Origin of the sequence: Pontibacillus litoralis JSM 072002 (genome assembly GCF_000775615.1) — a bacterium.
Classification (GTDB): domain Bacteria; phylum Bacillota; class Bacilli; order Bacillales; family BH030062; genus Pontibacillus; species Pontibacillus litoralis.
Map to the genome: position 1 here is coordinate 32,137 of NZ_AVPG01000009.1, position 24,587 is coordinate 56,723.

General features: G+C 37.7%; 21 protein-coding genes and 1 riboswitch. Of the genes, 14 read left to right on the top strand and 7 right to left on the bottom strand.

Annotated elements, in window-relative coordinates:
* The 6 genes from dptG (at position 1) to N784_RS07515 (ending at position 8,822) form a co-directional block, all read left to right on the top strand.
* Positions 1-1,377 (top strand): DNA phosphorothioation-dependent restriction protein DptG, encoded by a 1,377-nt coding sequence (gene dptG / locus N784_RS07495; RefSeq protein ID WP_036833810.1) that lies wholly within the window; start codon positions 1-3, stop codon positions 1,375-1,377.
* Positions 1,358-6,565 (top strand): DNA phosphorothioation-dependent restriction protein DptH, encoded by a 5,208-nt coding sequence (gene dptH, locus N784_RS07500; protein WP_036833811.1) that lies wholly within the window; start codon positions 1,358-1,360, stop codon positions 6,563-6,565. The genes dptG and dptH overlap by 20 nt, the downstream gene beginning before the upstream one ends.
* Positions 6,566-6,633: 68 nt before the next feature.
* Positions 6,634-6,816 (top strand): hypothetical protein, encoded by a 183-nt coding sequence (locus tag N784_RS16595; RefSeq protein ID WP_156965202.1) that lies wholly within the window; start codon positions 6,634-6,636, stop codon positions 6,814-6,816.
* A gap of 367 nt (positions 6,817-7,183) precedes the next feature.
* Positions 7,184-7,837, top strand: a complete 654-nt coding sequence (locus N784_RS07505; RefSeq protein ID WP_036833812.1) for a reverse transcriptase-like protein — start codon at positions 7,184-7,186, stop codon at positions 7,835-7,837.
* Positions 7,838-7,913: 76 nt separating this feature from the next.
* A complete protein-coding gene (locus N784_RS07510) occupies positions 7,914-8,366 on the top strand; it encodes a YkvA family protein (RefSeq protein WP_052127194.1) in 453 nt (150 codons plus the stop codon).
* A gap of 267 nt (positions 8,367-8,633) precedes the next feature.
* Complete coding sequence (locus N784_RS07515) at positions 8,634-8,822, top strand: hypothetical protein (RefSeq protein ID WP_036833813.1); 189 nt, start codon at positions 8,634-8,636, stop codon at positions 8,820-8,822.
* Positions 8,823-8,850: 28 nt separating this feature from the next.
* Here the strand turns inward: N784_RS07515 and N784_RS07520 are convergent, their stop codons facing one another.
* Positions 8,851-9,198, bottom strand: coding sequence for a hypothetical protein (locus N784_RS07520; RefSeq protein ID WP_036833814.1), 348 nt, complete (start codon positions 9,196-9,198; stop codon positions 8,851-8,853).
* Positions 9,199-9,364: 166 nt separating this feature from the next.
* Here N784_RS07520 and N784_RS15950 point away from each other — a divergent pair, with 166 nt between their 5' ends.
* From N784_RS15950 to N784_RS07550, 6 genes are all read left to right on the top strand, one after another.
* Positions 9,365-10,093, top strand: a complete 729-nt coding sequence (locus N784_RS15950) for an SRPBCC family protein (RefSeq protein WP_052127195.1) — start codon at positions 9,365-9,367, stop codon at positions 10,091-10,093.
* Between the two features lie 126 nt (positions 10,094-10,219).
* Positions 10,220-11,707, top strand: coding sequence for a multicopper oxidase family protein (locus tag N784_RS07530; protein ID WP_036833816.1), 1,488 nt, complete (start codon positions 10,220-10,222; stop codon positions 11,705-11,707).
* Between the two features lie 96 nt (positions 11,708-11,803).
* Positions 11,804-13,180 (top strand): sensor histidine kinase, encoded by a 1,377-nt coding sequence (locus N784_RS07535; protein WP_036833817.1) that lies wholly within the window; start codon positions 11,804-11,806, stop codon positions 13,178-13,180.
* Position 13,181: 1 nt separating this feature from the next.
* Positions 13,182-13,859, top strand: coding sequence for a response regulator transcription factor (locus tag N784_RS07540; RefSeq protein ID WP_036833819.1), 678 nt, complete (start codon positions 13,182-13,184; stop codon positions 13,857-13,859).
* 99 nt (positions 13,860-13,958) lie between these two features.
* Positions 13,959-14,171, top strand: coding sequence for a hypothetical protein (locus N784_RS07545; RefSeq protein WP_052127196.1), 213 nt, complete (start codon positions 13,959-13,961; stop codon positions 14,169-14,171).
* A 124-nt stretch (positions 14,172-14,295) separates the two neighbouring features.
* Positions 14,296-16,290, top strand: a complete 1,995-nt coding sequence (locus tag N784_RS07550; protein ID WP_036833821.1) for a heavy metal translocating P-type ATPase — start codon at positions 14,296-14,298, stop codon at positions 16,288-16,290.
* A gap of 12 nt (positions 16,291-16,302) precedes the next feature.
* Here the strand turns inward: N784_RS07550 and N784_RS07555 are convergent, their stop codons facing one another.
* Positions 16,303-17,463 (bottom strand): MFS transporter, encoded by a 1,161-nt coding sequence (locus N784_RS07555; protein ID WP_036833822.1) that lies wholly within the window; start codon positions 17,461-17,463, stop codon positions 16,303-16,305.
* Positions 17,464-17,597: 134 nt separating this feature from the next.
* Here N784_RS07555 and N784_RS07560 point away from each other — a divergent pair, with 134 nt between their 5' ends.
* Both N784_RS07560 and N784_RS07565 read left to right on the top strand, forming a co-directional pair.
* Complete coding sequence (locus N784_RS07560) at positions 17,598-18,446, top strand: LysR family transcriptional regulator (protein WP_036833823.1); 849 nt, start codon at positions 17,598-17,600, stop codon at positions 18,444-18,446.
* A gap of 517 nt (positions 18,447-18,963) precedes the next feature.
* The gene (locus N784_RS07565; RefSeq protein ID WP_052127197.1) at positions 18,964-19,467 is read left to right on the top strand and encodes a hypothetical protein; all 504 of its coding nucleotides are present in this window, start codon (positions 18,964-18,966) and stop codon (positions 19,465-19,467) included.
* Positions 19,468-19,497: 30 nt separating this feature from the next.
* On the opposite strand, the gene N784_RS07570 is transcribed toward N784_RS07565, so the two are convergent.
* From N784_RS07570 to N784_RS07590, 5 genes are all read right to left on the bottom strand, one after another.
* The gene (locus N784_RS07570; protein WP_052127198.1) at positions 19,498-21,237 is read right to left on the bottom strand and encodes a LamG-like jellyroll fold domain-containing protein; all 1,740 of its coding nucleotides are present in this window, start codon (positions 21,235-21,237) and stop codon (positions 19,498-19,500) included.
* 136 nt (positions 21,238-21,373) lie between these two features.
* Positions 21,374-22,111 (bottom strand): ABC transporter ATP-binding protein, encoded by a 738-nt coding sequence (locus tag N784_RS07575; protein ID WP_036833824.1) that lies wholly within the window; start codon positions 22,109-22,111, stop codon positions 21,374-21,376.
* Positions 22,104-22,874: an ABC transporter permease gene (locus N784_RS07580; protein WP_036833825.1), complete on the bottom strand. Its 771-nt coding sequence runs from the start codon at positions 22,872-22,874 to the stop codon at positions 22,104-22,106. The genes N784_RS07575 and N784_RS07580 overlap by 8 nt, the downstream gene beginning before the upstream one ends.
* Positions 22,871-23,164 carry a thiamine-binding protein gene (locus tag N784_RS07585; RefSeq protein WP_036833827.1) on the bottom strand — a complete coding sequence of 98 codons (294 nt, stop codon included), beginning with the start codon at positions 23,162-23,164 and terminating at the stop codon, positions 22,871-22,873. The genes N784_RS07580 and N784_RS07585 overlap by 4 nt, the downstream gene beginning before the upstream one ends.
* Before the next feature lie 12 nt (positions 23,165-23,176).
* A complete protein-coding gene (locus tag N784_RS07590) occupies positions 23,177-24,178 on the bottom strand; it encodes an ABC transporter substrate-binding protein (RefSeq protein ID WP_036833828.1) in 1,002 nt (333 codons plus the stop codon).
* 109 nt (positions 24,179-24,287) lie between these two features.
* Positions 24,288-24,398: riboswitch (TPP riboswitch) on the bottom strand.
* Positions 24,399-24,587 lie beyond the last annotated feature (189 nt).

Consider the following 24,587-nt stretch of genomic DNA (forward strand, 5'->3'; position numbering starts at 1 on the left):
ATGTCATATCAGAATAATTTAAGTGAATTAAAAAAGGCAATGAGAATTAAAGATGATAAACAAAAGCTTACTCACGTTAGAAATACTAAAGCTATGTTACTACCTTTTACAAGTCGAGCTACAGAACGAGCTAAATTTAAAAATGGTTTTTCTGGAGTTGTAGGCGAGTTTACCCGGTTACTGTTAGGATATGAACTCAAACATGAAATGGATAAATCATCAATTAATGAGAAAATATTAAAAAAAGTTGATGTTTCTCAGGAAGACGAACCATATTTTACACGCTTAATAAATGGATTTTTGTTTGACAATGAAAATCAAATGAAAATTTTTCATCCACATATGATGCTATATTTACCTTTAAGTAAGGAGAAAGACGTAAAAGGGGAAAAGGAGATTGCTCATTTCTTAAAGGATTTAATAGGGGATGATTTACAAGAAATTCAATCGGTTTTGGAAAAAGATCATCATGGTCATTTAATTACTAATTTAATTATCGACCATTTAGATAATTTGAAGGATAAGGAAACAAAGAAAAAATACACTAGCAAGTTACCTCATATAGCTGATTTATTAAAAGAAGATTTACAATTTATAGTGAACCATAAAGAGTACTTTGTTGAGAATGTTAATTTGTTCCTAGCGTATTATTATTTTTATTACATTACACAATTAACACTAAAATTCAATCAAATGTTTAATGCGTCCTACGTAAACGAAAATAAAATGGTGTATTTATTAGATTGGGAAGGCGCAAGTAAAAGTAGACCTAGTTATAAGTTTGGATATCAAAAAATAAAACATTCTTCTGCCTCTTTAATCATCCATTATGATTGTCAAGAGCATTTAAACTATATATTTGGTACTTCAGGGTTATGCTATCCTGAATTTTTAGACCTATATGTTAATAAGCCTCAAAATGAGCAAGAGGAAATAATTGATGCGATACAATGCTGGATTAAAGAATACCGCTATCATTTAGCGTTACCAAATATAGAGATTCCTAATACTTTTAAAGAAGTTGTTGTAACATTAAAAGATAGTCTTAATGAAGGGTTTCAATTAGGAACTATGCAAGGTGTTTCTTCCAGATTCAAAATTCCTATCGACGAAATAGGAAAAAAATATTTTCTGAAAACTAGAGGTTCATTAGGTTATATGCTCAACCTTTCTCAAGATTTATTATTGCTTTTAACAGCAGTAAGTGTGAAAAATGAACGGAAACCTTTAAAGCAAGTATTCCAATCGCTTGAAGAACGAGGTGTTTTTTTAGATCGACATTCTAAAGAAGCTGTAGTTGCTCTGTATGATCAATTAAATTTACTAGATAAAAAAAGTGATAGTGGAGATGCTCAATATGTTAAACCAATTTTATAATTATTTAGCAGATAAATTAACAGATTTTCTAGAAACTCAATCTTTAAAGGGGGGAGAGCGTTTCTACCTTCAGTTTGATGAAAAGACACATGTTAAGGAGTTTGCCGATACCTTGAATGCTTTGGATAATGCGGAACCATTTAAATACACGCATGAAAAAGGATCTCCTTTTGAGACATTTGCTCTTAACATAAATGGAATTCGAGTTGTAGTAGCGGCAACGAAGGAAGACGTAAAGCCGGACTATCTAGTAACACTTCGAAATAAAGCAGGTGAACAAACCGACAAGTGGGAGAAAACGGCTTTATTAAGCATTTGCGACGAAACTTTAGATAGTATTCGTGGCGGGAGTAGTGACTTGCAAAAAGAAGGTATGCCGTTCCATGTTAAATCAATTGTTAGTAATTTAAAGGAAGAAATTGAAAAATCAAACTTAATGAAACATGAGAGAGAAGTGTTGGATTTCCATTTAGATACAAAGTTAAAAGATATCATAACTCAACCTTCTTTATTTGATTTTGAAGAAGTTCTTTCCTTACTTCACCAAGAGAAGATTCCAAAAGTGGTATACTCTCAATTAGGATTATTCTATGATGGGAATCTTTCTGAATATACGAACCGTAATGCAGTGAATAAGAGACTAGAAGAAAATGCAGATTTGTATGAACGAGTACAACATATACATGAATATGAAAATCTTGATCAACAATTAGAGAAACTATTTGACGATAAAGGTGTTAAAAAGTTAAAGCGGGAAGATTGGCAGCAAGTTGAATATAAAGATGTGAAAGAATCAAACGATCAGTTGAAGAAGCTAAAAGGTGAGGTGCTTTCATACCATGAAAAGCAAAACAAGTTAACAAATGAAAAGTTAACTTATTGGGAAAAAGCACAAAATGAAAATACGAAACCTGGTCAGAGAAAGCGTCATATAATTGTCTTTAACCCGGATAGTGAACCAATAATTAATATGACGTTTGAGTTTGATGAATATCTTAGAAAAGATTATTTGACTAAGAATAGCTTGGATATTGCTGAGGTAAAAGGGAAAAAATTGCATGTTTCGATTCCTAGTGGTACAAACGAAACGACTTTTAGAAAAGTATCGTATAAGCACAATAATGAAAATAAATCATCTTATGACTTTTATATTTGTATAGTAGAGTGTACTCCTTCGCAGTTAGAAGGTATCAAAACCTATTATTCTATAGATTCAACAAGGAAAAACATCGTCATTACGAGCGATGAAGAAAGTGTTATATTTGGATTGCTTGGCAATGATGTAGAAGAAATAACATTAGAGCAAGAAAATGAAACCATTCAATTAATGTCAGGAAAGTCCTTTATAGTGTCTGGAGATTCACCGGCTTGGACTGATGACACTTTAACACTCACTTTAAAAACTGGGCTCTCTTCAATACCTATAAAGTTAAAAGAACAAGTTGTGAAATTGCCTCCTGTTCTTGGTCAACGCGTTTGGAAATTGAAAAGGGAGCATCAAGAGCATTTCTTTTACAAAAATAATAAGCTGCAACAAGGAACAAGAGAGTTTAACATTAGAGAAGAATATAATGAGTATTTGATGTATGAAAGCCGGTGGATAAATGAGGAAATGCGTTACGCACATTTATCCATTCAAGGTCTCGAATCAATGAAGTTAGATATTAATCCTATGATTGAAGAAGCTTATCAACAATTGTTAGAGTACTATCAAAATCACACACTCCCAAGTTTATCCTATATGGACACCACATTAATACAAATTAGTCGACAGTTTTTACAAGCGTATAATAATGAAATTGATTCAATTAATGAAGGTGTTCCATTAACTACACGTCAAAAGAATTTATTTTTATTAGGTACAATTCGTAATGGTAGGAAAGTGTTGCTCACACCTCTTCATCCATTAAATATTTTATACCAGTTAAAGGTTAATGAAGAGTTAGAAGATGAACAAGTAGAGTCTCATATATTGGAGAGATTAAAGCCAAATAATTTACTTCCGTATATTTACGAACAAGGTGATGTAATTTATAAACCTGTAAATCAAAATGTAGCTAGTGAATGGTTGATATATGAGCCACTAAATCATGAAACGTTAGAAGGGTCTGACACTTACCATGCTAATTTAATAGAAGAGAAAATGAAACAATTCATTGATCATTTTAGATATCTATTTTTGCATGGTTCAAAAGCTCCTCTTAAAGTTAATGTAATCAATATGAGCAATGATAAGGAAGTATTAAGAGGTATTATTCAGTTTTTGAAGTCCCAAGTAGAGAAGAATGGCTTAAGTGCTATTGTTCCTGTTGCTATTTCTATTTATCACCATGTTGAATCAGAAAGTGCCTTTGAGTCTTTCTCAATGTATAATGATACTGCACAAATTGAGCAAATATTTGATGTATCACTACAAACAAAGAATTTAGACCCAATTGATATGTTACGGATCATTCGCGATAATATTCAATATTATAAGCTTAAAAATAATGGCGAATATCGTTATGCACATATTTCTTTTTATCGTATGGCTAACCAAGAATATAATGCCAAAAATAGAATGAATGAAATTGATTCAGGAATGGCATTAGACGGTTTGCTCTCTTCTTTAAATTCTTTAGCAACCCAAAATGATTTCAGAACAGGGTTTGGAACAAAGCATTCATTACATGATGATAATCTATTCATGCAAACAGTGAGAAATATGAATGAGTTCGCAAGTAATTTGGATAATGAGGGTAGGAACCCGTATAGTAAAAGACAATCTATTGTTACCATGTCCTCTTCATTACAAGAAGGCATGTTAGATAATCTATACAATGTATCCCATTGGGTGACTTTTATTGACCCTCACGTTGATTTAGAGTATTTTCAACGTTCTGCAAAAGAGTTGCTAGTTATTCATTATAGTGATCAGTACTCATCTTCTGACAAATATGATGCGATAACTGTAACAGATAAGAATTTGCAGTATGCTAAAGTTATTGAACAATATTTACTTGAAAAGGATATATACCCTGATACAAAAGATATTAATTCTGCTATTCGAGCATTTAATAGTATTAATGGTGAATGGTTGCTTCGAATCATTGGAAGTAAGGGCCATTTTTCTCGGGAGAAGCTTAGTATTGTATCCGCCATTAAATATTCACTTAGTCTTCACCAACATGACAAAATTATTTGGGTTCCTATATCATTGGAAGAAATATTACGTGTAGCAGGTGCGGTGAAGTTAACAAAAAGTGAAGGAGTGTTTTCTGCATCAAATTTAGGTATTCGTGGTGCTACAAGTGATGACATTCTATTAGTAGGTGTAGAAATACAAACTGATGATATTTTTATTCATTTTTACCCGATTGAAGTCAAGATTGGTAGTGACCAACGTTCGAAAGCAAAAGAACAAATTGAGAAAACGAAGTCTCTATTCGATGATCAGTTAAAAGAGAGTAATGATGAGGGTGAAAGACCGTTTAAGAATAAATTTTTCCGTAATTTCTTTGTGCAAATGCTTTTAGCAAATGCTAGAAAGTTTACAATGAACAAATTGTGGAATGAGAAGCACTTTGATATGCTAGAAAATGTTAAAGGACGTTTGTTAAATGATGATTTCCATATAGGGTATCATTTGGAAAAATATATTGGTAAAGGTGCTATCTTATCGTTTAGAAGTGGAGGATCATGGCGTTCTGCAATATTGCAAGACGATGTTATGAATGTTCAATTGGCCGAAGAAGATGCTTACACAGGATTAGTTGAAGATATAAGTGCTATTAGGTTAAAAATGGAGCAGGGAAAATTAGATTTGCCAAAAAAGGCGTTGCTTTCCAACTTATATAGAGGAGAATCTAGTGCTTTGACTGCTAAGATGGCACAGGAAATGAAATATCCAATTAATGATGAAATAATGGTTGAATCAGAAAAAGAAATGCTAGAAAAACAAGTCGTACCAGCAATTGCTGAAGTTCCAAATATTTTTCCGTCTAATACGTCTACTGTTATTTATAAGCATGAGGAAGAAGTGCACAATGAAGAAGATACCTCTGTCTCAGAAAACCTTCCAGAGTTAGAAGATGTTCGGGTGCTAATTGGAAACATACAAGGATCAACAAAACAAGTATATTGGGAATATGGGCATTCAGATTTAGCTAATCGCCACATTTTGATTTCAGGAAAATCTGGTCAAGGAAAAACATATTTTATTCAGTCGATGTTAATGGAACTAGCTCAACAAGGTATATCGAGTATTATCTTTGACTATACAGATGGTTTTAAAAAGAGCCAACTAGAAAATCAATTTAAAGACCATTTAGGTACCGACTTGATAAATTATTTAGTCGCCATGGATAAATTTCCGATAAATCCGTTTAAACGTAATCAAAAAGAGATTGATGAAGGGATTTATATGACGGAAGATTATTCTGATGTAGCAGAGCGAACGAAAAGTGTATTTAGTGCTATTTATCGAGACCTTGGACACCAACAATTAAACGCTATATATCAGGCTACCATACGGGGATTAAAAAAGTATGAAGAGCAAATGAACCTTGAAGTTTTAAGAGAAGAATTGCAAGAAGATGGTTCAGGTCCAGCCAAAACAGCTTTGGCGCAAATTAGTTTACTAATTGATAAGAATCCATTTGATCATACTCAAGCTAATGATTGGTCAAAATTAGGAGACCAAAAAGGTAAAGTGCATATTGTTCAAATGACCACCTATACAAGGGATGTCCAGCTGATGATTACTGAGTTTATTTTATGGGACATTTGGCATTATAAAGTGCAACATGGAGACAAATCTTTACCATTCCCAGTAATCTTAGATGAAGCACAAAATCTGGATCATAGTGACAAATCTCCAAGTTCTAAAATACTTACTGAAGGTCGTAAATTTGGTTGGTCTGGTTGGTATGCTACCCAGTTCTTAAAAGGACAGCTAACATCTGATGAAATATCCAGGTTGCAAAATGCAAGTCAGAAAATTTTCTTTCAACCTCCTGAAAACGAGATTAGTTCGATTGCAGCTATGTTAGGTCATGACGCAAGTGCTCGTAAAGAATGGGAGAAAAAGCTTTCGTCTTTAAAGAAAGGCCAATGCGTTTCCTATGGACCTGTTCGAAATGAAAAAGGAGAGTTGCAAAATAGTGTTCCAGTGGTAATTGATATAACATCAATGGAAAAACGTTTTTAATATAGTAAAACAAAAGGTGTACAGAATATCGTGCATCTTTTGTTTACCCCTAAATTGCAGATATGCCAATGAAAAAATGGTGTGGTTCAAGTAAAGGATTAATCGAATTTGATGGACAGAAGTTTGCTCTGACGATTGACGTAAGTATGAAAGGTGCACAATTACTACACGAGATGACGCGACAAATTTGTGAGTATAGGCTACATAGTTATTTTGAACGGAAGAGTCAGTCGAGAAACAACACGCATTAAAAAAAATATAAAACAATGTATATCCATCACATTTTGATGCACAATAATAACTGAGATAGGATAGAGTGTTTCCATGAGATGAGGTGTCAAAGTTGGACAAAGATGCTTTACTTTCGTTTGAACATTACGTTTAAAATGAGGTGTTGACAGCAGACTTTTCCATGAACGACTCCAATGAGTACACGAATCAAACCCATTTGTAAATGAGGTGTTGGTGATCGGCTACTAAATGAACCGATAAAAGTGATACAAAATCAGGATATGTTCCTATTCCTATCTCACCCCAGCAAGGTGCATTCAGTTCGGATGCATCTTGTTTTTTTCTGTTAATAAACGTAAACAATTAATCATAAAAGGTGGGGCTTATATGAATATGACGCTGGAGTGGATATATCAATTGCCAAAAGGATTGGAAACTGCTTTTACATCGGAGCCGCTGGAGTATCGGGAGGCTATTTTAGTAGGGGAGGATTTAGAACGAACAGGTCGCGTGAAGCAAATCATTTATAGAGATTCGTTTGATACAACTTGGACGTTAAAAGACTTGAAGCGATATGTGAAAGAGATGGAAACGGAGCCTCATCATATAAAGGTACATTTTGATGGTGGCTTTGATTTAGAAACGCAAGAAGCGGGGTTAGGGTGTGCCATTTATTATGAACAAAATGGTAAAAGCTATCGGATGCGTAAAAATGCCAGGGTTGAGGAACTCCATTCGAATAATGAAGCGGAATATGCTGCCCTTCATTTAGCTTTGGTGGAGGTGGAGAGATTAGGAGTCCGTCAAATGCCTGTTACGGTTATTGGGGATTCGCAAGTCGTTATTCATCAATTGAGTGGAGAGTGGCCGTGTTTAGATGCCGAATTGTCAACATGGGCAGATCGCATAGAACAAAAGCTAGAAGAGCTCAAACTAACGCCAAGCTTCCGCGTCATTTCGAGGAAAAACAATCGAGAAGCAGATCGATTGGCTACGCAAGCACTTGAACATGTGGAAGTGGAGAGTATTCGCGAGGTGTAAGTTTTGTTTGCTGCACAACATTTTGTACGCTTTTTTAGTATAATGGCATTAACGAGTAACAAGGTGGGTGACGGAAATGTTATGGAAAAAGAAGCACAAAGATGTGACAGAAGAGGATTTAATGAATAATGAGCATGTCGAAAAGTCACAAAGTAAAGCGAAGGAATATTTACAAGATACGAACAAGCTAAAGGAGTTAATTCATCAAGCAGAAGAGAAGGTAGGTCATTCAAAGGGGAAAGAAAGCTTCTTGAAAGAGAATATACAATCACTAAAAACGATGTTCGAGCTTGTAAAGACGTATATTAAAGGCGATTATAAACATATACCATATCGTTCCTTGTTATTCATAGTAGGGGCCATTGTGTACTTTGTTAGCCCAATCGATACCATTCCAGATATTTTAGTAGGATTTGGCTTTACAGATGATGCCGCGGTAATTGGGTTCACGTTAATGCAAGTCAAAAAGGATTTAGATAACTTTAAAGCGTGGAAGGATGCGAAGGAAATAGATCCCATTGATGAATAAAGTCAGGTGATACAGAGGCGGCTTGATAACAAGTGCGGTGGCACATCATTTGAAGGGTGAGTATTGTAGTGTGAGTAGCCTCATCTTACATACGAGAGGAAATCCGTTTAGCTTGTGTGGTCCTGCTTGGTGTTGCAAAGTGTTGTAGTCACTATTACTCATTTCGTCAAAGGCCAATCAGAGCTTCTGGTTGGCTCGTTTTTGTTGTGCAGTTGAAGTAGTATTTGGCATAATAAGTTTGTAGTTAATGCGAAAGGTGGGAGAAATGTGGGGCAATTGTTGAGAGGTGTTTTATTTGGCGCGCTTGGTATTGTATGTTTATTTGTACTTGTAACAGTGCCAATGTCAACGCCTGTTTGGGCGATAGTGCTTGTGTTAAGTATGGTGCTTAATTTCACAGGCTTAATTATTATTATTCGTTCCATTCGTGTATTAACGGATGAGGGTAAAGAATAGATTCTTACATAAAAAAACGAGGAGGGGGTTATCTCTCCTCGTTTAGTGTTTCTTTGTAAATTTCTCCTTCTGAGTATTCAATGATTTTGAATAGTTGTTTCTTTTTTACATAAATACTTTTGTATACTTCTTTTCCTTCAGCGTTATGGTAGATGATCACTCGTTTTTCGTTGTTATCTTTTACGATAGATGGTGTAAGAGTAGGTAAGTTAATATTCTCCTGTACAGCCGTGTATTCAGGTAGTTCTTCTATTTTTGTTTCGTATGTACGTTTTTGATTAGGGGAGTCTTCTTTTGATGCATCTTCCATCGTTTGGTTCTCACAACCAACAAATACGATCATCATAATGGTCATGAGTAGGAATAATCTCTTCATCGCATGATGCTCCTTTTCTTTACCAATTAGATCTCTCCTCTAGTATAGCGAATGGATGGTATAGATGTCTATTTATGATAAATACACCTCTCGTTAGAAAAATGTTTACATTAGGTGTGTTTGTAAATATAATGAATTCATCTATAAAAAAGGGAGAATGAAATAGATGAAAGAAATGAAAGTATATCGTTTTGAGCAATGGATTGATGCACCAATTGACCTTGTGTATGACTATATACATAAAGATGATCACGTCCGTCAATGGAATTCAATAGTAATGGGAAATGAGTATGAATGTAAGGAAGAAGATATTGCAGTTGGTACGACATTTAAAACAACGATGAAAATCGATAAGAAGGTTCTAACGTTTGATGCGGAAATTGTGGAACATGAACCCCCGTATAAAGGAACTGTGCAAACGAGATCCAAAGAAGGTGTGAGCATGACGAGGTATCGTTTATCAGAAGAAGAGGGTGGGACGAAGTTAGTCGTTGAGGCTAGTTTAACACCGAGTAATCTATATTATAAGATGGCGACGAAGTTATTCGGGTGGACAGTTAAGTTTGTATATAATGAACAATACGAGCAATTTGTTGATTATGTTTATACAGGGTTTAAGAGATTAGAATATTTCAATACTGAATGTGAGGAGTATATAGAAGCTGCCTGTAAATACAATGATCAAAAGCATATATATGAGGTATATTTTGGTGACATAGAAGATGAACAAATGCACAATACCTTCATGCGATTAGGATACGATATTAGCGAAAACGGGGAAGCTCTTCTATTTACTACTCAAGATCCAGATGAGACGCAGCAACTATTTGAACAATGGGCGGAGGAAGTGTTTTTCCAACACGTGTATGAACGAGTAAAGCAGGGAGAGAATTAAAAATGTTGTATGATGATATCTATAAAAGGATTTAAGGAGTTTGGTTTTTAGACTGAACTCTTTTTTTGTCTTTGCATACATTTTGCATATTTATGGTGTATGTTGAGAAGGGAGGAGGAGATAGCGATGAAAAAACATATAATTATTGGTGCAATAGTGATGGTTAGTTTGTTGTCTGCTTGTGCACAAAGTGATGATGAGGCGGTAGATAAGAAAGAACAAGAACTTATTGAAGTAAAGCAAGTTAATGCAGAGGGGCGTAATGTGAAAGAAGTTGAGATAACAGCAGAGGAAGCAGAATGGGAATTGGATAAGGAGAATAAGCTTACTGCATATACATATAATGGTGCCGTTCCAGGTGAGCAAATTCGCGTGCAAGAAGGAGATGTATTAAGGGTAAACTTTACTAATTTTTTAGACGAGTCAGCTACGATACATTGGCATGGTATTCCTGTTCCGAATTCAGAGGATGGTATTCCAGGTGTAACTCAAGATGCTGTGCAATCAGGGGAGAGTTATACGTATGAATTTGTGGCGGAAGATCCAGGTACTTATTGGTATCATACGCATCAAAATGGGGCCGAGATGATCGATAAAGGTTTATATGGATCTATCATAGTGGAACCGAAAGAAGGAATAGATGCAGATAAAGATTATACACTTGTGCTAGATGAATGGGAGTCTAGTAAATTAAACGATCATAATCAAGAGACTGAGTCAAGTGAAGGGCACGGTTCTATGATGCATGATATGTCTTCCTATGATGTGTATACTATTAATGGAAAGACTTATGACGGAAGTAAGCCATTAACTGTCGAAAAAGGGGAAAAGGTGAAATTACGCTTTATTAATGCAGGATATGTTGTACATCATATGCATATTCCTGTTCAATATAAAGTAACACATGTTGATGGACAGAAGGTGAACCAACCTAATGAGCAAGATGGACTGTTAGAAATTGCACCGGGAGAACGGTATGATATTGAATTTGTGGCGAATGGAGATAAGAATTTTACCATTGATCGCCACGGTAAAACGGAAGCCACTCCGGATATGCGTATCGATGTGGTGTATGAAGAGGGAAATGGTGCGTTTATGGAGCATAAGGATGTAGCAAACCAAGTTGATATTACTAGATTAGGAAATGATGGAGATGCTCCTTTTACTCTAAATGATATCTATGATGTCGAATACACAATGGACTTAGGAACGACAATGGATCATAGTGAAATGGCGATGAAATGGACGATTAATGATAAAGTTTATCCTGAGACACCTCCGCTAAAGGTTTCTAAAGGGGATAAGGTTAAAGTACAATTAAAGAATTCAAGTATGGATCATTCCACTCATCCGATGCATTTGCACGGACACTTCTTTCAAGTGTTAAGTAAAAATGGAGAGCATTTAAGTGGATCTCCAATTATTAAAGATACACTGAATGTGAAGCCAGGTGAAACGTATGAAGTAGCGTTTGTGGCTAATAATCCTGGCAATTGGTTATTCCATTGTCATGATCTTCATCATGCTTCTAATGGAATGGTGACGGAAGTAAAGTATAACAATTTCAAACCTTTCTATAAAGATTCAGGAAAAGTAGATAATCAGCCAGAATAGATACAAAGGAATCATTTTCGAATGGTTCCTTTTTTTTTGAAATGACTGTTGTACAATAAATATAAATGTAAGAGATAAGATAAATGAGGGATTGGGATGAATAAATTATCGTTAAAGTTAGGATTCTTTATTTTTATATTTATATTAGTAGTAAATGGGCTGTTGTTCTTCATTCTTTATACAAATGCCGTTGATAGTAGAGTTGAGGAAGTGATGCAGAACCTATTAGCTAGAGGAAATAGTCATCGGGATGTATTGGAAAAGCAATTTAATGAACAAACGCTTCACCATGTTGCTTTGATGGAGTCAGAAGCGGATACGACGGTAGTTATCACGAATAAAGAAAAGGAAATTATGGAGCAGTCAGAGTTTGTAGATGATCATATGGACGCATTCATACATCAATCGCTTACTTCTGTTCATCATGCCGGCAAAATAATAGACGATGAATGGAAAGATAGTGCATACGTTGCTACTGTAAGTCCTCTTTATATAGATGAAGAAGAAAAAGGTTATGTATATATGTTTGCCGATACGAATCTTATTCAACGTGTTGTGAATCAGCTTGCGCGTCAGTTTCTATTTGTAGGTGTTATTGCTTTGCTACTTATATTGGTGGCAATTGTCTTCTTTAGTTATTTAATTACACGGCCGTTAATTCATATGAAACAAGCAACGGAGGAATTAATGAAAGGGAAAGGGAATGTATATTTAAATGATAGGCGCAAAGATGAATTAGGTCAGTTAGCTAGTTCTATCGTTTCCTTGTCTAAGGAACTAGATCGGTTAAAGGAAGAACGGAAAGATTTTCTTGCAAGCATTTCCCATGAGCTACGCACTCCACTTACGTATATAAAAGGATATGCGGCAATTGCGCGAAGAGATTCCATAACTGAAGAGAATCGTCAACATTATTTGGGGGTCATTATGGAAGAAACAGATCACGTCACTACTCTTGTGAAGCAGCTATTCGATTTAGCCAAAATGGATCAAAATGAGTTCGATATCCATAAAGAGAATGTTTTATTATGTGATGTGTTACACCATGTAAAGAACAAAGTAAATCCCATTATGGCGGAGCGAGGGTTACATTTACACGTATGTTGTGAAGAGGGATTGGTCGGATACGTTGATAAACATCGTTTGCAGCAAGTGCTAGGGAATTTAATTGATAACTCCGTGAAGCACTCTCATTACGGTGACAGCATTTTCTTGCGTGCAATGAAGCGTAAAAGAATGTTAGAAATTTCTGTTGCGGACGAGGGTGATGGAATTCCTGAGGAGGATATGCCGTTTCTATTTGAACGTTTATACCGTGTGGATAAGTCGCGCTCTCGTGCATTTGGTGGTACAGGACTTGGTTTATCTATCGTGAAGGAAATTGTGGAGAAACATGGTGGTCAAGTTACCGTTGTTAGCGAGTTAAATGAAGGGACAACGGTAACCATCGTCATTCCAATGGAGGTATTGTAATATGAGTCATTTGTTAGTTGTAGATGATGAACAGCGGATGTTAGATCTATTAGAGTTGTATGTGATGCCATATGGGTATACCTGTACAAAGGTTCATTCAGGTCAAGAGGCGCTTAATAAGCTTAATGAGGAATCATTTGATTTGGTGTTACTCGATATCATGATGGCGCATATGGATGGCTGGGAAACGTGCATGCGTATAAGGGAAAAGTCAGATATACCGATTATGATGGTGACTGCACTTGAACATAAAGCAGATGTTGTCAAAGGTTTACGAATGGGAGCGGATGATTATGTGACGAAACCGTTTGATGAAGAAGAATTACTCGCTCGAATAGAAGCTTTGTTACGCCGGACATCGAAAGACGAGACATTGATAAATCGAGATGGACTATTGTGGGATGGGGATACGCATGAGCTTCGGTATGAACAATTGTCGATTCCTCTTACACCTAAAGAGTTTAATATGATTGGATTATTAATGAAAAATCCAGGACGAGTATACAGCCGTGAACAGTTAATTGAACTAGTGTGGGACATCCATTCGGAGACAGAGGGAAGAACCGTTGATTCCCATGTTCGCAATCTAAGGGATAAAGTTCGCCAAGTAGGCTTTCCAATAGACGATTTCTTGAAAACGGTTTGGGGAGTAGGTTATAAGTGGGAAAGAAATGCGTAAGTTCATTGCCCCTACATTCATTAGTTTGTCATCGTTTCTGCACACTTTCTTGATAGAAAATAGGTACACTTTATGTAAATAAAATAAGGAGGGGTCCTCATGAAAAAGAAGATATTCTCTGTATTGTTAACCGTGTTATTAGCTGTTGGGATAAGTAATGTTGTTTTAGCACATGGAAATGATGATGGATATATGGGACCAATGCAAAGTGATTTTCAAAAGGAAGAAATGACGAATTGGATGAAAAACATGCATCCAACGATGAATGATACGCAAATAGAACAAATGCACAGAGATTGTCATGGATTTTAATAGTAAGTAGTAGAGAGAGGGGGCATTATGGCGCCCTCTTTTTGTATTAATTATCCTTTTAAAGAAAAAAAAGGTTTTAGTTTCGTTTATACCAGGGTACAATATATAGAAAGGAGGGGATTATATGGATCATGAACATCATGAACATCATGAACATGGAGAGGGACACAATCACCATGACCACGGAGCGATGGTCGATGACTTTAAGAAGCGATTTTACATATCGCTAGTTATTACGGTGCCTATTCTGTTACTGTCGCCGATGATTCAGCATTTTTTAGGGGTTGATTGGTCATTTGCTTATGATCAGTACATTTTATTCGCTTTAGCGACGTTTGTTTTTTTCTATGGTGGGATGCCATTTTTAACAGGAGCAAGAGATGAGTTGAAGCAGAAAAATCCAGGCATGATGACGTTGATTGCATTAGCGATTGTCGTTGCTTATGGGTATAGCTCTGCCGTTGTGTTTGGCTTATCAGGGGGAAATTTCTTCTGGGAGCTTGCGACGTTAATTGATATTATGCTGCTCGGTCATTGGATTGAAATGCGTTCTGTTATGGGAGCATCAAATGCGCTAGAAGAGCTAGTGAAGCTAATGCCGAGTGAGGCACATAAAGTAGAGGATAATGGAAGTATTACAGATGTGCCGCTATCCCATTTGCAAGCTGGTGATTTAGTTTTAGTAAAGCCTGGGGAAAAGATTCCTGTTGATGGGGATATACAGGAAGGAAAGACAACGATTGATGAATCCATGTTAACAGGAGAATCTGTCCCAGTTGAGAAGCATGAAGGGGAAGAGGCAATAGGTGGTTCTGTTAACCAAGAAGGTTCTATTCAAATTGAAGTGAAGAAAACAGGTGATGATACCTATCTGTCCCAAGTTATTGGCTTAGTTAAAGAAGCACAAGAATCGAAATCAAGAACGCAAGATATTTCCAACCGTGCAGCGAAGTGGTTGTTTTACTTAGCGTTAGCAAGTGGTATCATTACGTTCATCGTATGGCTTGCTTTAGGTTATTCGTTAGATGTTGCGATGGAGCGAATGGTTACTGTGATGGTGATTACATGTCCGCACGCCTTAGGGTTGGCAGCTCCGTTAGTGGTAGCTGTTTCCACTTCGATATCAGCAAAGAAAGGACTACTCATACGCAACCGTGCGAACTTTGAAGGGGCAAGACAGTTGAATGCTGTCGTATTTGATAAAACTGGTACGTTGACGAAAGGACAATTCGGTGTAACGGACATTCATCCAATGGAAGGTCATAAGGAAGAAGATGTGCTGAAATGGGCAGCTTCATTAGAACGAAATTCAGAACACCCGTTGGCACGAGGTATTGTGAAAGAAGCGGAAGAACAATCGCTAGCTTTAGAAAGAATCGATGCTTTTGATTCTATGACTGGAAAAGGGTTAAGAGGTACTGTAGCTGGAGAAGAAGTGCTTGTTGTCAGTCCAGGTTATGTACAACAGCAGAACTACACATTTGACCAAGATACTTTTAACAATTTATCTGAACAAGGAAAAACGGTTGTCTTCGTTATCGTAAAGCAGCAACTAATTGGTATGATTGCATTAGCGGACATTGTGCGGGAAGATGCAAAGGAAGCTATTGCATCGCTTAAAGAACAAGGAATTCATTCCATTATGTTAACAGGAGACAACAAGCAAGTCGCCAATTGGGTTGCCGAGAAACTTGGAATTGATGAAGTTTATGCAGAAGTACTTCCGAACGAAAAAGCAGATCAAGTGAAAGCCATTCAAAATAAAGGATGGAAAGTAGCGATGACAGGCGACGGTGTGAACGACGCACCAGCGCTAGTCACAGCAGATTTAGGCATAGCGATTGGCACTGGTACAGATGTAGCAATGGAGTCCGCAGATATCGTCCTTGTAAAAAGTAATCCGAAAGACGTCGTATCGATTATGGAACTATCGAGAAAAACATACCAAAAAATGATCCAAAACCTATGGTGGGCAACAGGTTACAACATCGTTGCCATCCCTCTTGCAGCAGGAGTGCTTGCACCAATTGGGGTTGTCCTAAGCCCAGCAGTTGGAGCTGTATTAATGAGTTTAAGCACTATAGTCGTAGCTATCAATGCCAAATTATTAAAGGCTTAAAAAGAAGAACCGCTATGTGTTCTTCTTTTTTAAGCCAATAAAGTCTTTTTTCATACTTAGTAATTGTAGCATAATGGAAATGAGCATCATCGCAAATGCAAAATAAATTAACGTGATTGTTTTTGCACCTGTTGCAATGATAACTCCACCAAGCGTTGCCCCAATTGCACTTCCTAAATAATTAATTGAACTATTAAGGGCGACTGCTGCACTGCTTTGTTTCGGTTGGTAACCTATGAGAATATGTTGTTGTGGTGCTTGTGATGCCCAGCCCATTACTCCCCATATAAAGAAAGGTACATACGTGATGAAGGGGAGATTAATGACGATTGGGATGCTAATGATTGCTAAGGTTAAAGTAAATAGTATAAGGAGCATAAGTGGTTTGGATTTTTTGTAATAATCGATGAAATATCCGATTGATAAACTACCTACTAACCCTCCAAGTCCCCAGGCCCATAAGTAAAGTGTGATATCTTGAACGTCTGCTATTTCTCCTAATAAAGGAGCTAAGTACGTATAAAGTCCTAAACTCGCCATGCTTGCAAAAAGTGTAATAGATACCGTGATGGTAACCCTTTTATCAATGAACATCGCTAATCTCTCTTTCCACGCCGGAGGAGGGCTAATCGGTACTTGTGGAAGTAGAATCCATATGCAGCATGCGGCAATGATACTTATTCCTACGACAACCCACATAGCAGCTTGCCAATTGAGTACATTGGCAATGTATAGTCCTATAGGTACACCTAATACTGTTCCCATGCTCATTCCGCCTATGGTTAGACTTAATGCTCTTCCTTTCTGTTCAGGAAGTACAAACAAGGTTGATCCTGCTACAGCTAATGGGGAGAATAAACCAGCACCAACTCCAGCGATAGCTCGTGACAAAATAAAGATGGTGAAATTAGGTGCTAAAGCGGTTAGACCATTAGCCACTCCGAAAATTATTATAGAAATGAGTAATACTTTTTTGATTGGCTTACCAGCAAGTAATGATGCAAAAAATGGCGCAGATAAAGCATAAAATAATGTAAACACACTAACCCCTTGACCTACTTGGGCTGGCCCTCTTTGGAATGTATGGCTAATGTCAGGTATTAAGCCGGCTATAACATAAGCATCAAACCCTAGTGCGAACATTCCTATCGCTAAAATAATAACCTTTTTCATAGATGCCTCACCTTCTTGTTAATGAAATGGAACAAGAACGCGTTCTTATCGATTGATATCAATTAATGTTAGTATACTAGTGAGTAATGAATAATTAAAATGAATCATTATCATATAAAGGATGAATGATATTAATGACACTAGTGAAGTATGAAATATTTGAAGAGGTCATCAAAACAGGTAGCTTTACAAGAGCTTCAGAAAAATTAAACCTTACGCAGTCAGCAGTGAGTCATGCTATTTCAAGTTTAGAAAAGGAATTAGGAGTCACATTATTTATAAGAGAAGCAAAAAGTATTAAGCTAACGGAAAATGGATCGAAAGCTTATGAATCTATTGAACAAATACTCCAGTTAAACCGTAATCTATTGCAAACGAATTTCTCCAGCTCACCTCCTTTACCAAGAGTTCTGAAGGTGGGTGGTTTTTCTAGTGTTAACAAACAAATGCTACCAAAAATTATTAAAAAATTTAACAAGTCCTATCCATCGATTCAAGTGGCTCTTTTTGAAGGGACCTATGATGAAATTGATGATTGGGTGGAGCATGGGGTTGTTGATGTGGGCTTTACGAACAAACAAAGGGATAACGTCATATGCATACCGTTTTTACAAGATGAATTATTATTAGCGTCATCTATAAATAGGGAAGAATCGATTGATGAGTTACTACAATCGAATAGCATAATTATGCCGACAGCCCCGTACCGAGAACAAATTGAGAAATACTTTCGACAGCATGACCTTACACCTACTATCCATTCCTACATTAGTGATTGTCACACCATCGTAAAGATGATAAGTCTTAATCTTGGTATCTCTATTGGTCCCAAGTTGTACTTAACATTATTTGAAGATTTATATTTATACCCGCTCGGGGACTCTTATTACCGACAAATCTATTTAACATATCGTAACCCATCTAACAATGAGCAATATATAGAGGAGTTTGTAAATATAGCGAGAAGAATCTTTTCATATTAACATCTTGTCACAAAACCTGTTCCCTCCTCGTCTTGATTAGCAAAGGAACACAAGGAGGAATTTAAAATGGAAAAAGTATGGGACGTTGCCGTTGTTGGCGGGAGATTGGCATGGTATGTCGCAGCAAATTTCTTAGCTGAAAGTAATTTGAGGTGGAAAGTCGCTCTCGTACGGTGGAAAGTCGCTCTCGTACGGTGAGAAGTCGCTCTCGTCCGGTGAGAAGTCGCTCTCGCTCGGTGGAAGTCGCTCTCGCTCGGTGGAAGTCGCTCGCGTTCGCGTGGAAGTCGCTCTCGTACGGTGAGAAGTCGCTCTCGTTCGCGTGGAAGTCGCTCTCGTTCGCGTGGAAGTCGCTCTCGTCCGGTGGAAGTCGCTCGCGCTCGGTGGAAAGTCGCTCGCGCTCGGTGGAAAGTCGCTCGCGTCCGCGTGGAAGTCGCTCGCGCTCGGTGGAAGTCGCTCGCGCTCGCAGGAATTGGACAAGTAATTCCCTCTTTCATCATATAGATAGAAGGGGGGTGTTATGGTTATGTTGTTTGGGTTTACAGTATTTTCCTTCAGTTTTGCGCATGTTTTGCTTTTGGGCTACGTACAAAAGCATAGAGGTGTGATGACTGTTATGCAAGGCATGATGGTTGCGATGACGGTTGGGATGATTGGTGGCATTTTTGTTGGTACATGGGTGGCGCTCAATTTGGATGATTTGTTTTTGGCTACGTTTATAAGCATGGGCCTTGCCATTGTATTAGGAGTAATCACAGGTATTCCGATTCATCTGTTTGCGGTGATGGATGGGGTTGTGTCTGGAGCGATGGGTGGGATGATGGGAGCCATGCTCGGCGTAATGATTATGCCAGAGCATGGGAATGTGACACTTCAGCTACTTCTGTTGCTTCTCGTTAGTAGTTATAGTCTGGTTATCTATGCACTAGATCAAGCGCTAGGGATACATCGGAAATTGTTGCATCATCCAGTATTCCTCGTAATCATCTATTGCTTATATTTTATAATAGGTTTCATTATTTAAACGCACTAAAGAAACCCGCTAACATTAAAGCTAGCAGGTTGAACTAAAATCAAATCGTTCTTTAAATGGAAAAGGTATGGTGAAATGGTCTCCTTCTCCTGTTAAATATGCAACATCAAAGTAGGTTCGTTCAGAAATCGGTAATTGGTCTACCCAAGGGGAATAGGTTTTGCAAATGATTTGGTTGTTGATTTCGTCGAATTCTGTAAAACGCATCCAGCCATTTCCGCCATGGTAGCTTGATTGATAGTCTACAAGTATTTGGATAACGGCTTGACCATTAGCGTTCTGTTTGATTTGATATGCTGCTCCGTGATTGTGCCCGCTAACTGTTAGGAATATTTGGTTATTATTAGAAATTAAATTATTCCAAAGCCATTTTCCACGCCATGTTTCAATAGGTGAGACTCCATCTCCGCTAATATCTAATATTTCATGAGATACCAGTATTGTAGGTAAAGTAGGGTGTTGCGCTAATATTTGCTCTGCCCATTTGCTATCAACTTTCAAGTGTTGCATATCGATAGCTAGAATCATATACTCATAACTTCCAGCCGATACAATGGAATAGGAGCTATATCCTGATGCAGATGCGCCTTTATAATACGGTTTATGCGAAAATCGTTCGGGGGAATAGTAATCCAGATAAGGATCCTTATCTCCATAATCGTGATTCCCGGCAATCGTTACATAGGCTGTGTTGCTGTCATCAAGCAATTGGATGATAGATGAAGAGTTGTGCCATTCTTCTTCTGCATCGCTTTGGTCAACCATATCACCTAGAAATGTAGTGAATGCTAGATTTAGCTGCTGCTCGTATTCTGTTATCCATTCCACTTGTTTTTGAAACAACTCTGGCATGTATCGAACGGTTTTCTGCGGATCAGGAATAAATAAGAAGTTATAATTATGTTGCTTCGTTAATAACGGAATAGATTCATTGGTGCCATTTTCAACAAACCCCTCTTTTTGGATTGTAGCGAACCAATGCTCTTTAGAAAGTGGTGCCCCAGTTATTCGAATGCGCTGGATACTTCCAGCAAATAACGTATCGATTTCACTTCCCCATTCAGAAGCTCCAATATTCCATCCTTTACCTGGTACATAATCAATGCCCAGCATTTCTTCCTCTGCATTACGAAAGTCCGTTACGCCATTTATGTATAGGGTTGTATGACTCCCATCATTCACAATGGCAATATGGTACCAATCGTCTGTGCTATCAAGAGTGAAGGACCAATTCGTATCATTCGCTTGTAAATTGGTTGGGTGGCTAGACCATTGTATTTCTCGCAAACTGGAAACAGACAGTGTCGAAAGTGTTTCATGCTCACCGTCCATTTTCCCAATTGTTGCAGCATGTCCTTGTCGAGTGAGAATGCCCATCCAGCTATGCTGATCTGGTGAGAAGTCTTGTGGTAATTTCATCATCACTTCAATTGTATAGCCTGAAGGGAACGTTGCTTCGTTTATTGGTGCTTCTGCAACAGTTTGGAAATATTGGCCGATTTTCTCACGTTTTGAATTATGAAAGTTCATATAATTGCCGTCAGCAGACCATTGGATATAAGGTGTAGGAGGAACCCATCCTTGTTCGCTGTTGGTGATAAGCTCTAGGTCATTTCCGTTCCCGCTTGTGTCCTTTAAAGTCAAGGAACCATCATCAATCTTGCCACTCTTCGTAAAAGCAGTGGAGAAAATCCAGTCTGCTAGGTGATTTTTTTGTAGCTTATTACATGGAGTTGTGTGTTGTGTTGAGGTATTTTCCATTGAAACAATTCCTCTCTTTATGTAATTGCACTTATATTACTAATGAAACGTAAAGAGAGATATAGATTTAAGTTAAAATTATGTAACTTTCAAAAGGGAAAAGCACAAGCGTTTGGAATGTCGCTTGTGCTGAATATTAATTCATGAACTTTAGTGCACGATAAATGTCTCGTTTATATTGCAGGAACTGTTCTGTAAGCATAATGTCTTCCTGGCGTGGTCTTGAGAAGGGGAGGATAATTTCTTTTTGCACAGATGCCGGCTTGTTCGACAATATGATAATGCGGTCAGACAAATACAGTGCTTCTTCAATGTTATGTGTTACGAATAAAATGGAGCGTTTATGCTTTTCCCAAATTGATAGTAACCAGTGTTGCATTTCTAATCGAGTGAATTCATCCAATGCAGAAAATGGTTCATCTAAACAAATGAGGTGCTGAGGACTAAGCAAGCTACGAATAAAGGAGACTCGCTGTTTCATACCACCTGAAAGCTGGCTAGGATACGCATGTTCATAGCCAGTGAGACCTGCTTTTTCTATCATTTCCTGTGCTCGTTTAGTGTCCTTTTTGCCTGCGATTTCCCCCCCTAACATCACATTTTCGAGAATAGTTCTCCACGGAAGTAACGCATGACTTTGAGGCATGTAGCTGATTGAGCCTTTTTTGCCGTTTATTGTTTTCCCATCTAAGATAATATTTCCTGCATCTGGTGTATATAGTCCGCCAATTAAATGAAAGAGTGTGCTTTTGCCGCTACCAGAAGGACCTAAAATCGAGACAAATTCCCCCTCGTCTACCTTAAAGGAAAGGTTCTCTAAAATATGTTGACCGTCAAATGATTTTTCTAACTGTTCAATAGATAGTTTAGCCATGGCTTTCATCCTCTTCTTGTTTCCATTTCGTCGTTCGTTTTTCTAGCTGTGTAATCACCCCGAAAAAGAGTAAACTCATGGTCATAATGAGAACAATTGCAACAAATACGCGATCTGTTCGGAAGGAGGAAGAGGCGAGTGTCATGTAAACACCTATTCCTTTATTTGCACCTAACCATTCCGAAATCACAGCGCCCATCACACTGTATGTTGCAGCAATCTTAAGTCCGGAGAATATGCTTGGAATTGCTTGGGGCCATTCTACTTTGCGAAATATTTGTCCATTCGTAGCTCCGGCCATTTTCATGTAATGCATGAGTTCGCGATCGGTTTGGCGAAATCCATCCATCGTAGAAACGGCAATTGGGAAAAAACAAACGAGTATAATAACAATTAGCTTCGGTAACCAGCCGAAACCGAACCAGATAACAAGTAATGGAGCTAACACGATAATCGGTATATTTTGCGATAAAATCATCAAGGGATAAACGGCTTCTCGAACGTTCGGTAATAGGTGCAGGGCAACAGCAACAAGCAGACCTACACTAGAACCAATTGTAAACCCAGTAATAGATAACAATATCGTGGATAATATGTGTTGATTATATTGCTCCCATCCATTTATTGCCTCTAACCATATGTCACTCGGGGCGGGGAGTAACCAGACAGGAATGGCAAATAAACGGCTAGCCAATTCCCATAGCACGAACAAAAGGATGAGGACCGCAGTTGGTCTCCATCCTTTTTGAATCAGATGCTTCATGGGCGATACTTTTCCGTTAGTTGGTTCATAGAAGCCCCTGATGGTTTGTAGAAAATCTTCACTTGGGAAATGATGCTAGGACAGCCTTTAGCAACCATTGCTTCATTCATTTTCTCAATAACAGGAAAGATGTCTGCTAAATTGCCTTCGATTGTCGTTTCTAATGGATGAACCTCGTAAGGAAGTCCTGATTCATTAATAATCGTAATCGCTTCGTCAACATATGGAATCACATCTTCCCCATTTTGGGTTTTCGGTATAATTTGAATACTTACTAATGCATTTGCCATCCGTAACACTCCTTATTGTTCTGGTAGAAATTCGTTTGTATAAGCTTCTTCTACATTTAGTTGTTTATCCAGTAAATTGTTGTCAAACATCCACTCTGAATAGTTTTTCCATACTTGTGCATCCTGATGTCCCCACTGCTCAGCATCATCTTGGTATTTCGGACTTAGCCATTCTTGAGATGCTTTCACTAATTCGGCATCTAAGTCTGGAACTGCTTCGATTAATATGTTCGCAGCATCTTCAGGATTATTAATTGCGTATTCATATCCTTTCGTTGACGCACGCATGAATGCTTCAACCGTTGCAGGATTTTCTTCAATCATAGTCTCATTCGTTGTTAAAATAGGCGTGTAGTAATCCAGTTTCTCTGAGTAGTCGGTTAAGTATTGCATGTTTAATTCCTGTTCACGCAATTCGGCTTCTATACCAGTCCAGCCATAGTATATCCATGCAAAATCAACATCTCGCTCTACAGCCGTGAAAAAGTCTGTATTCCCCATATTAATGAATTCTACTTGATTTACATCTGCATCCTCTTTACTCATAATCGAGGAAATAACGGCTTCTTCAACAGGAGCACCCCAGCCACCATATGTTTTCCCTTCGTAATCAGCAGGACTTGTTATATTCTTATCCTTCGGTGATGCAAAACCGGATGTGTTATGTTGAATAATTGCTCCAATCGAAACAATAGGAATATCTTGCACGCGTGCTTCTGTCAATGCTTCTTGAGCACTCACACCGAAATCTGCTTTACCAGAAGCAACGAGCTGATCTGCACCAGCTTCTCCAGGTAATTGTATTTCTACATGAAGTCCAGCCTCTTCAAAGTACCCTTTGTCTTGGGCTACATAAAGGCCAGTGTGGTTCGTATTCGGTGTCCAATCAAGGACGAGTGTTACTTCTTCTTGCTTAGGCTTCTTCACTGCATTTCCTTCTGATGATGGTGCTTCTTCATTTCCACAAGCAGTTAAGACAACTAAAGCAAAAAGAGAAAAGAATAATTTCTTCATGTTGCGTCCTCCATTCATTAAAAAATCGCATAAAAATGAGAGGTATTCGATTGAGAACATAAAAAAACATCCTAGATTCATACCTAGGATGTGCAGCTTACACGTTTATGTAATCGTCACAAATGTTTCCTACGCTGGTATGAGCCAGATCAGGTTCAAAGGGTCAGTATCTTAAAGGATACACTTTCAACCAGCATGACTGGTTCCCCTACATCTTTATTATGATTTTTTGAAATTGTTTTCATGTTAAACTATCGCATACTTATTAGTGAATTGCAAGGGTTGTTTGAAATAGCAACAAGGCTAGTAAACTAGAGTGATAGCTTTATATGTGAATATGGTATCCCTCTTCGTGAATGTCCCTTACTACTCCTCGAGCGATTATTGAAAAAAGAAGAAAACTAAACTT

What these genes read in the sequence shown, in the direction of transcription:
- dptG (WP_036833810.1), top strand. Translation starts at nt 1, where the DNA reads ATGTCATATCAGAATAATTTAAGTGAATTAAAAAAGGCAATGAGAATT.
- dptH (WP_036833811.1), top strand. Translation starts at nt 1,358, where the DNA reads ATGTTAAACCAATTTTATAATTATTTAGCAGATAAATTAACAGATTTT.
- N784_RS16595 (WP_156965202.1), top strand. Translation starts at nt 6,634, where the DNA reads ATGAAAAAATGGTGTGGTTCAAGTAAAGGATTAATCGAATTTGATGGA.
- N784_RS07505 (WP_036833812.1), top strand. Translation starts at nt 7,184, where the DNA reads ATGAATATGACGCTGGAGTGGATATATCAATTGCCAAAAGGATTGGAA.
- N784_RS07510 (WP_052127194.1), top strand. Translation starts at nt 7,914, where the DNA reads ATGTTATGGAAAAAGAAGCACAAAGATGTGACAGAAGAGGATTTAATG.
- N784_RS07520 (WP_036833814.1), bottom strand. Translation starts at nt 9,198, where the DNA reads ATGAAGAGATTATTCCTACTCATGACCATTATGATGATCGTATTTGTT.
- N784_RS15950 (WP_052127195.1), top strand. Translation starts at nt 9,365, where the DNA reads ATGAAAGAAATGAAAGTATATCGTTTTGAGCAATGGATTGATGCACCA.
- N784_RS07530 (WP_036833816.1), top strand. Translation starts at nt 10,220, where the DNA reads ATGAAAAAACATATAATTATTGGTGCAATAGTGATGGTTAGTTTGTTG.
- N784_RS07535 (WP_036833817.1), top strand. Translation starts at nt 11,804, where the DNA reads ATGAATAAATTATCGTTAAAGTTAGGATTCTTTATTTTTATATTTATA.
- N784_RS07540 (WP_036833819.1), top strand. Translation starts at nt 13,182, where the DNA reads ATGAGTCATTTGTTAGTTGTAGATGATGAACAGCGGATGTTAGATCTA.
- N784_RS07545 (WP_052127196.1), top strand. Translation starts at nt 13,959, where the DNA reads ATGAAAAAGAAGATATTCTCTGTATTGTTAACCGTGTTATTAGCTGTT.
- N784_RS07550 (WP_036833821.1), top strand. Translation starts at nt 14,296, where the DNA reads ATGGATCATGAACATCATGAACATCATGAACATGGAGAGGGACACAAT.
- N784_RS07555 (WP_036833822.1), bottom strand. Translation starts at nt 17,463, where the DNA reads ATGAAAAAGGTTATTATTTTAGCGATAGGAATGTTCGCACTAGGGTTT.
- N784_RS07560 (WP_036833823.1), top strand. Translation starts at nt 17,598, where the DNA reads ATGACACTAGTGAAGTATGAAATATTTGAAGAGGTCATCAAAACAGGT.
- N784_RS07565 (WP_052127197.1), top strand. Translation starts at nt 18,964, where the DNA reads ATGGTTATGTTGTTTGGGTTTACAGTATTTTCCTTCAGTTTTGCGCAT.
- N784_RS07570 (WP_052127198.1), bottom strand. Translation starts at nt 21,237, where the DNA reads ATGGAAAATACCTCAACACAACACACAACTCCATGTAATAAGCTACAA.
- N784_RS07575 (WP_036833824.1), bottom strand. Translation starts at nt 22,111, where the DNA reads ATGGCTAAACTATCTATTGAACAGTTAGAAAAATCATTTGACGGTCAA.
- N784_RS07580 (WP_036833825.1), bottom strand. Translation starts at nt 22,874, where the DNA reads ATGAAGCATCTGATTCAAAAAGGATGGAGACCAACTGCGGTCCTCATC.
- N784_RS07585 (WP_036833827.1), bottom strand. Translation starts at nt 23,164, where the DNA reads ATGGCAAATGCATTAGTAAGTATTCAAATTATACCGAAAACCCAAAAT.
- N784_RS07590 (WP_036833828.1), bottom strand. Translation starts at nt 24,178, where the DNA reads ATGAAGAAATTATTCTTTTCTCTTTTTGCTTTAGTTGTCTTAACTGCT.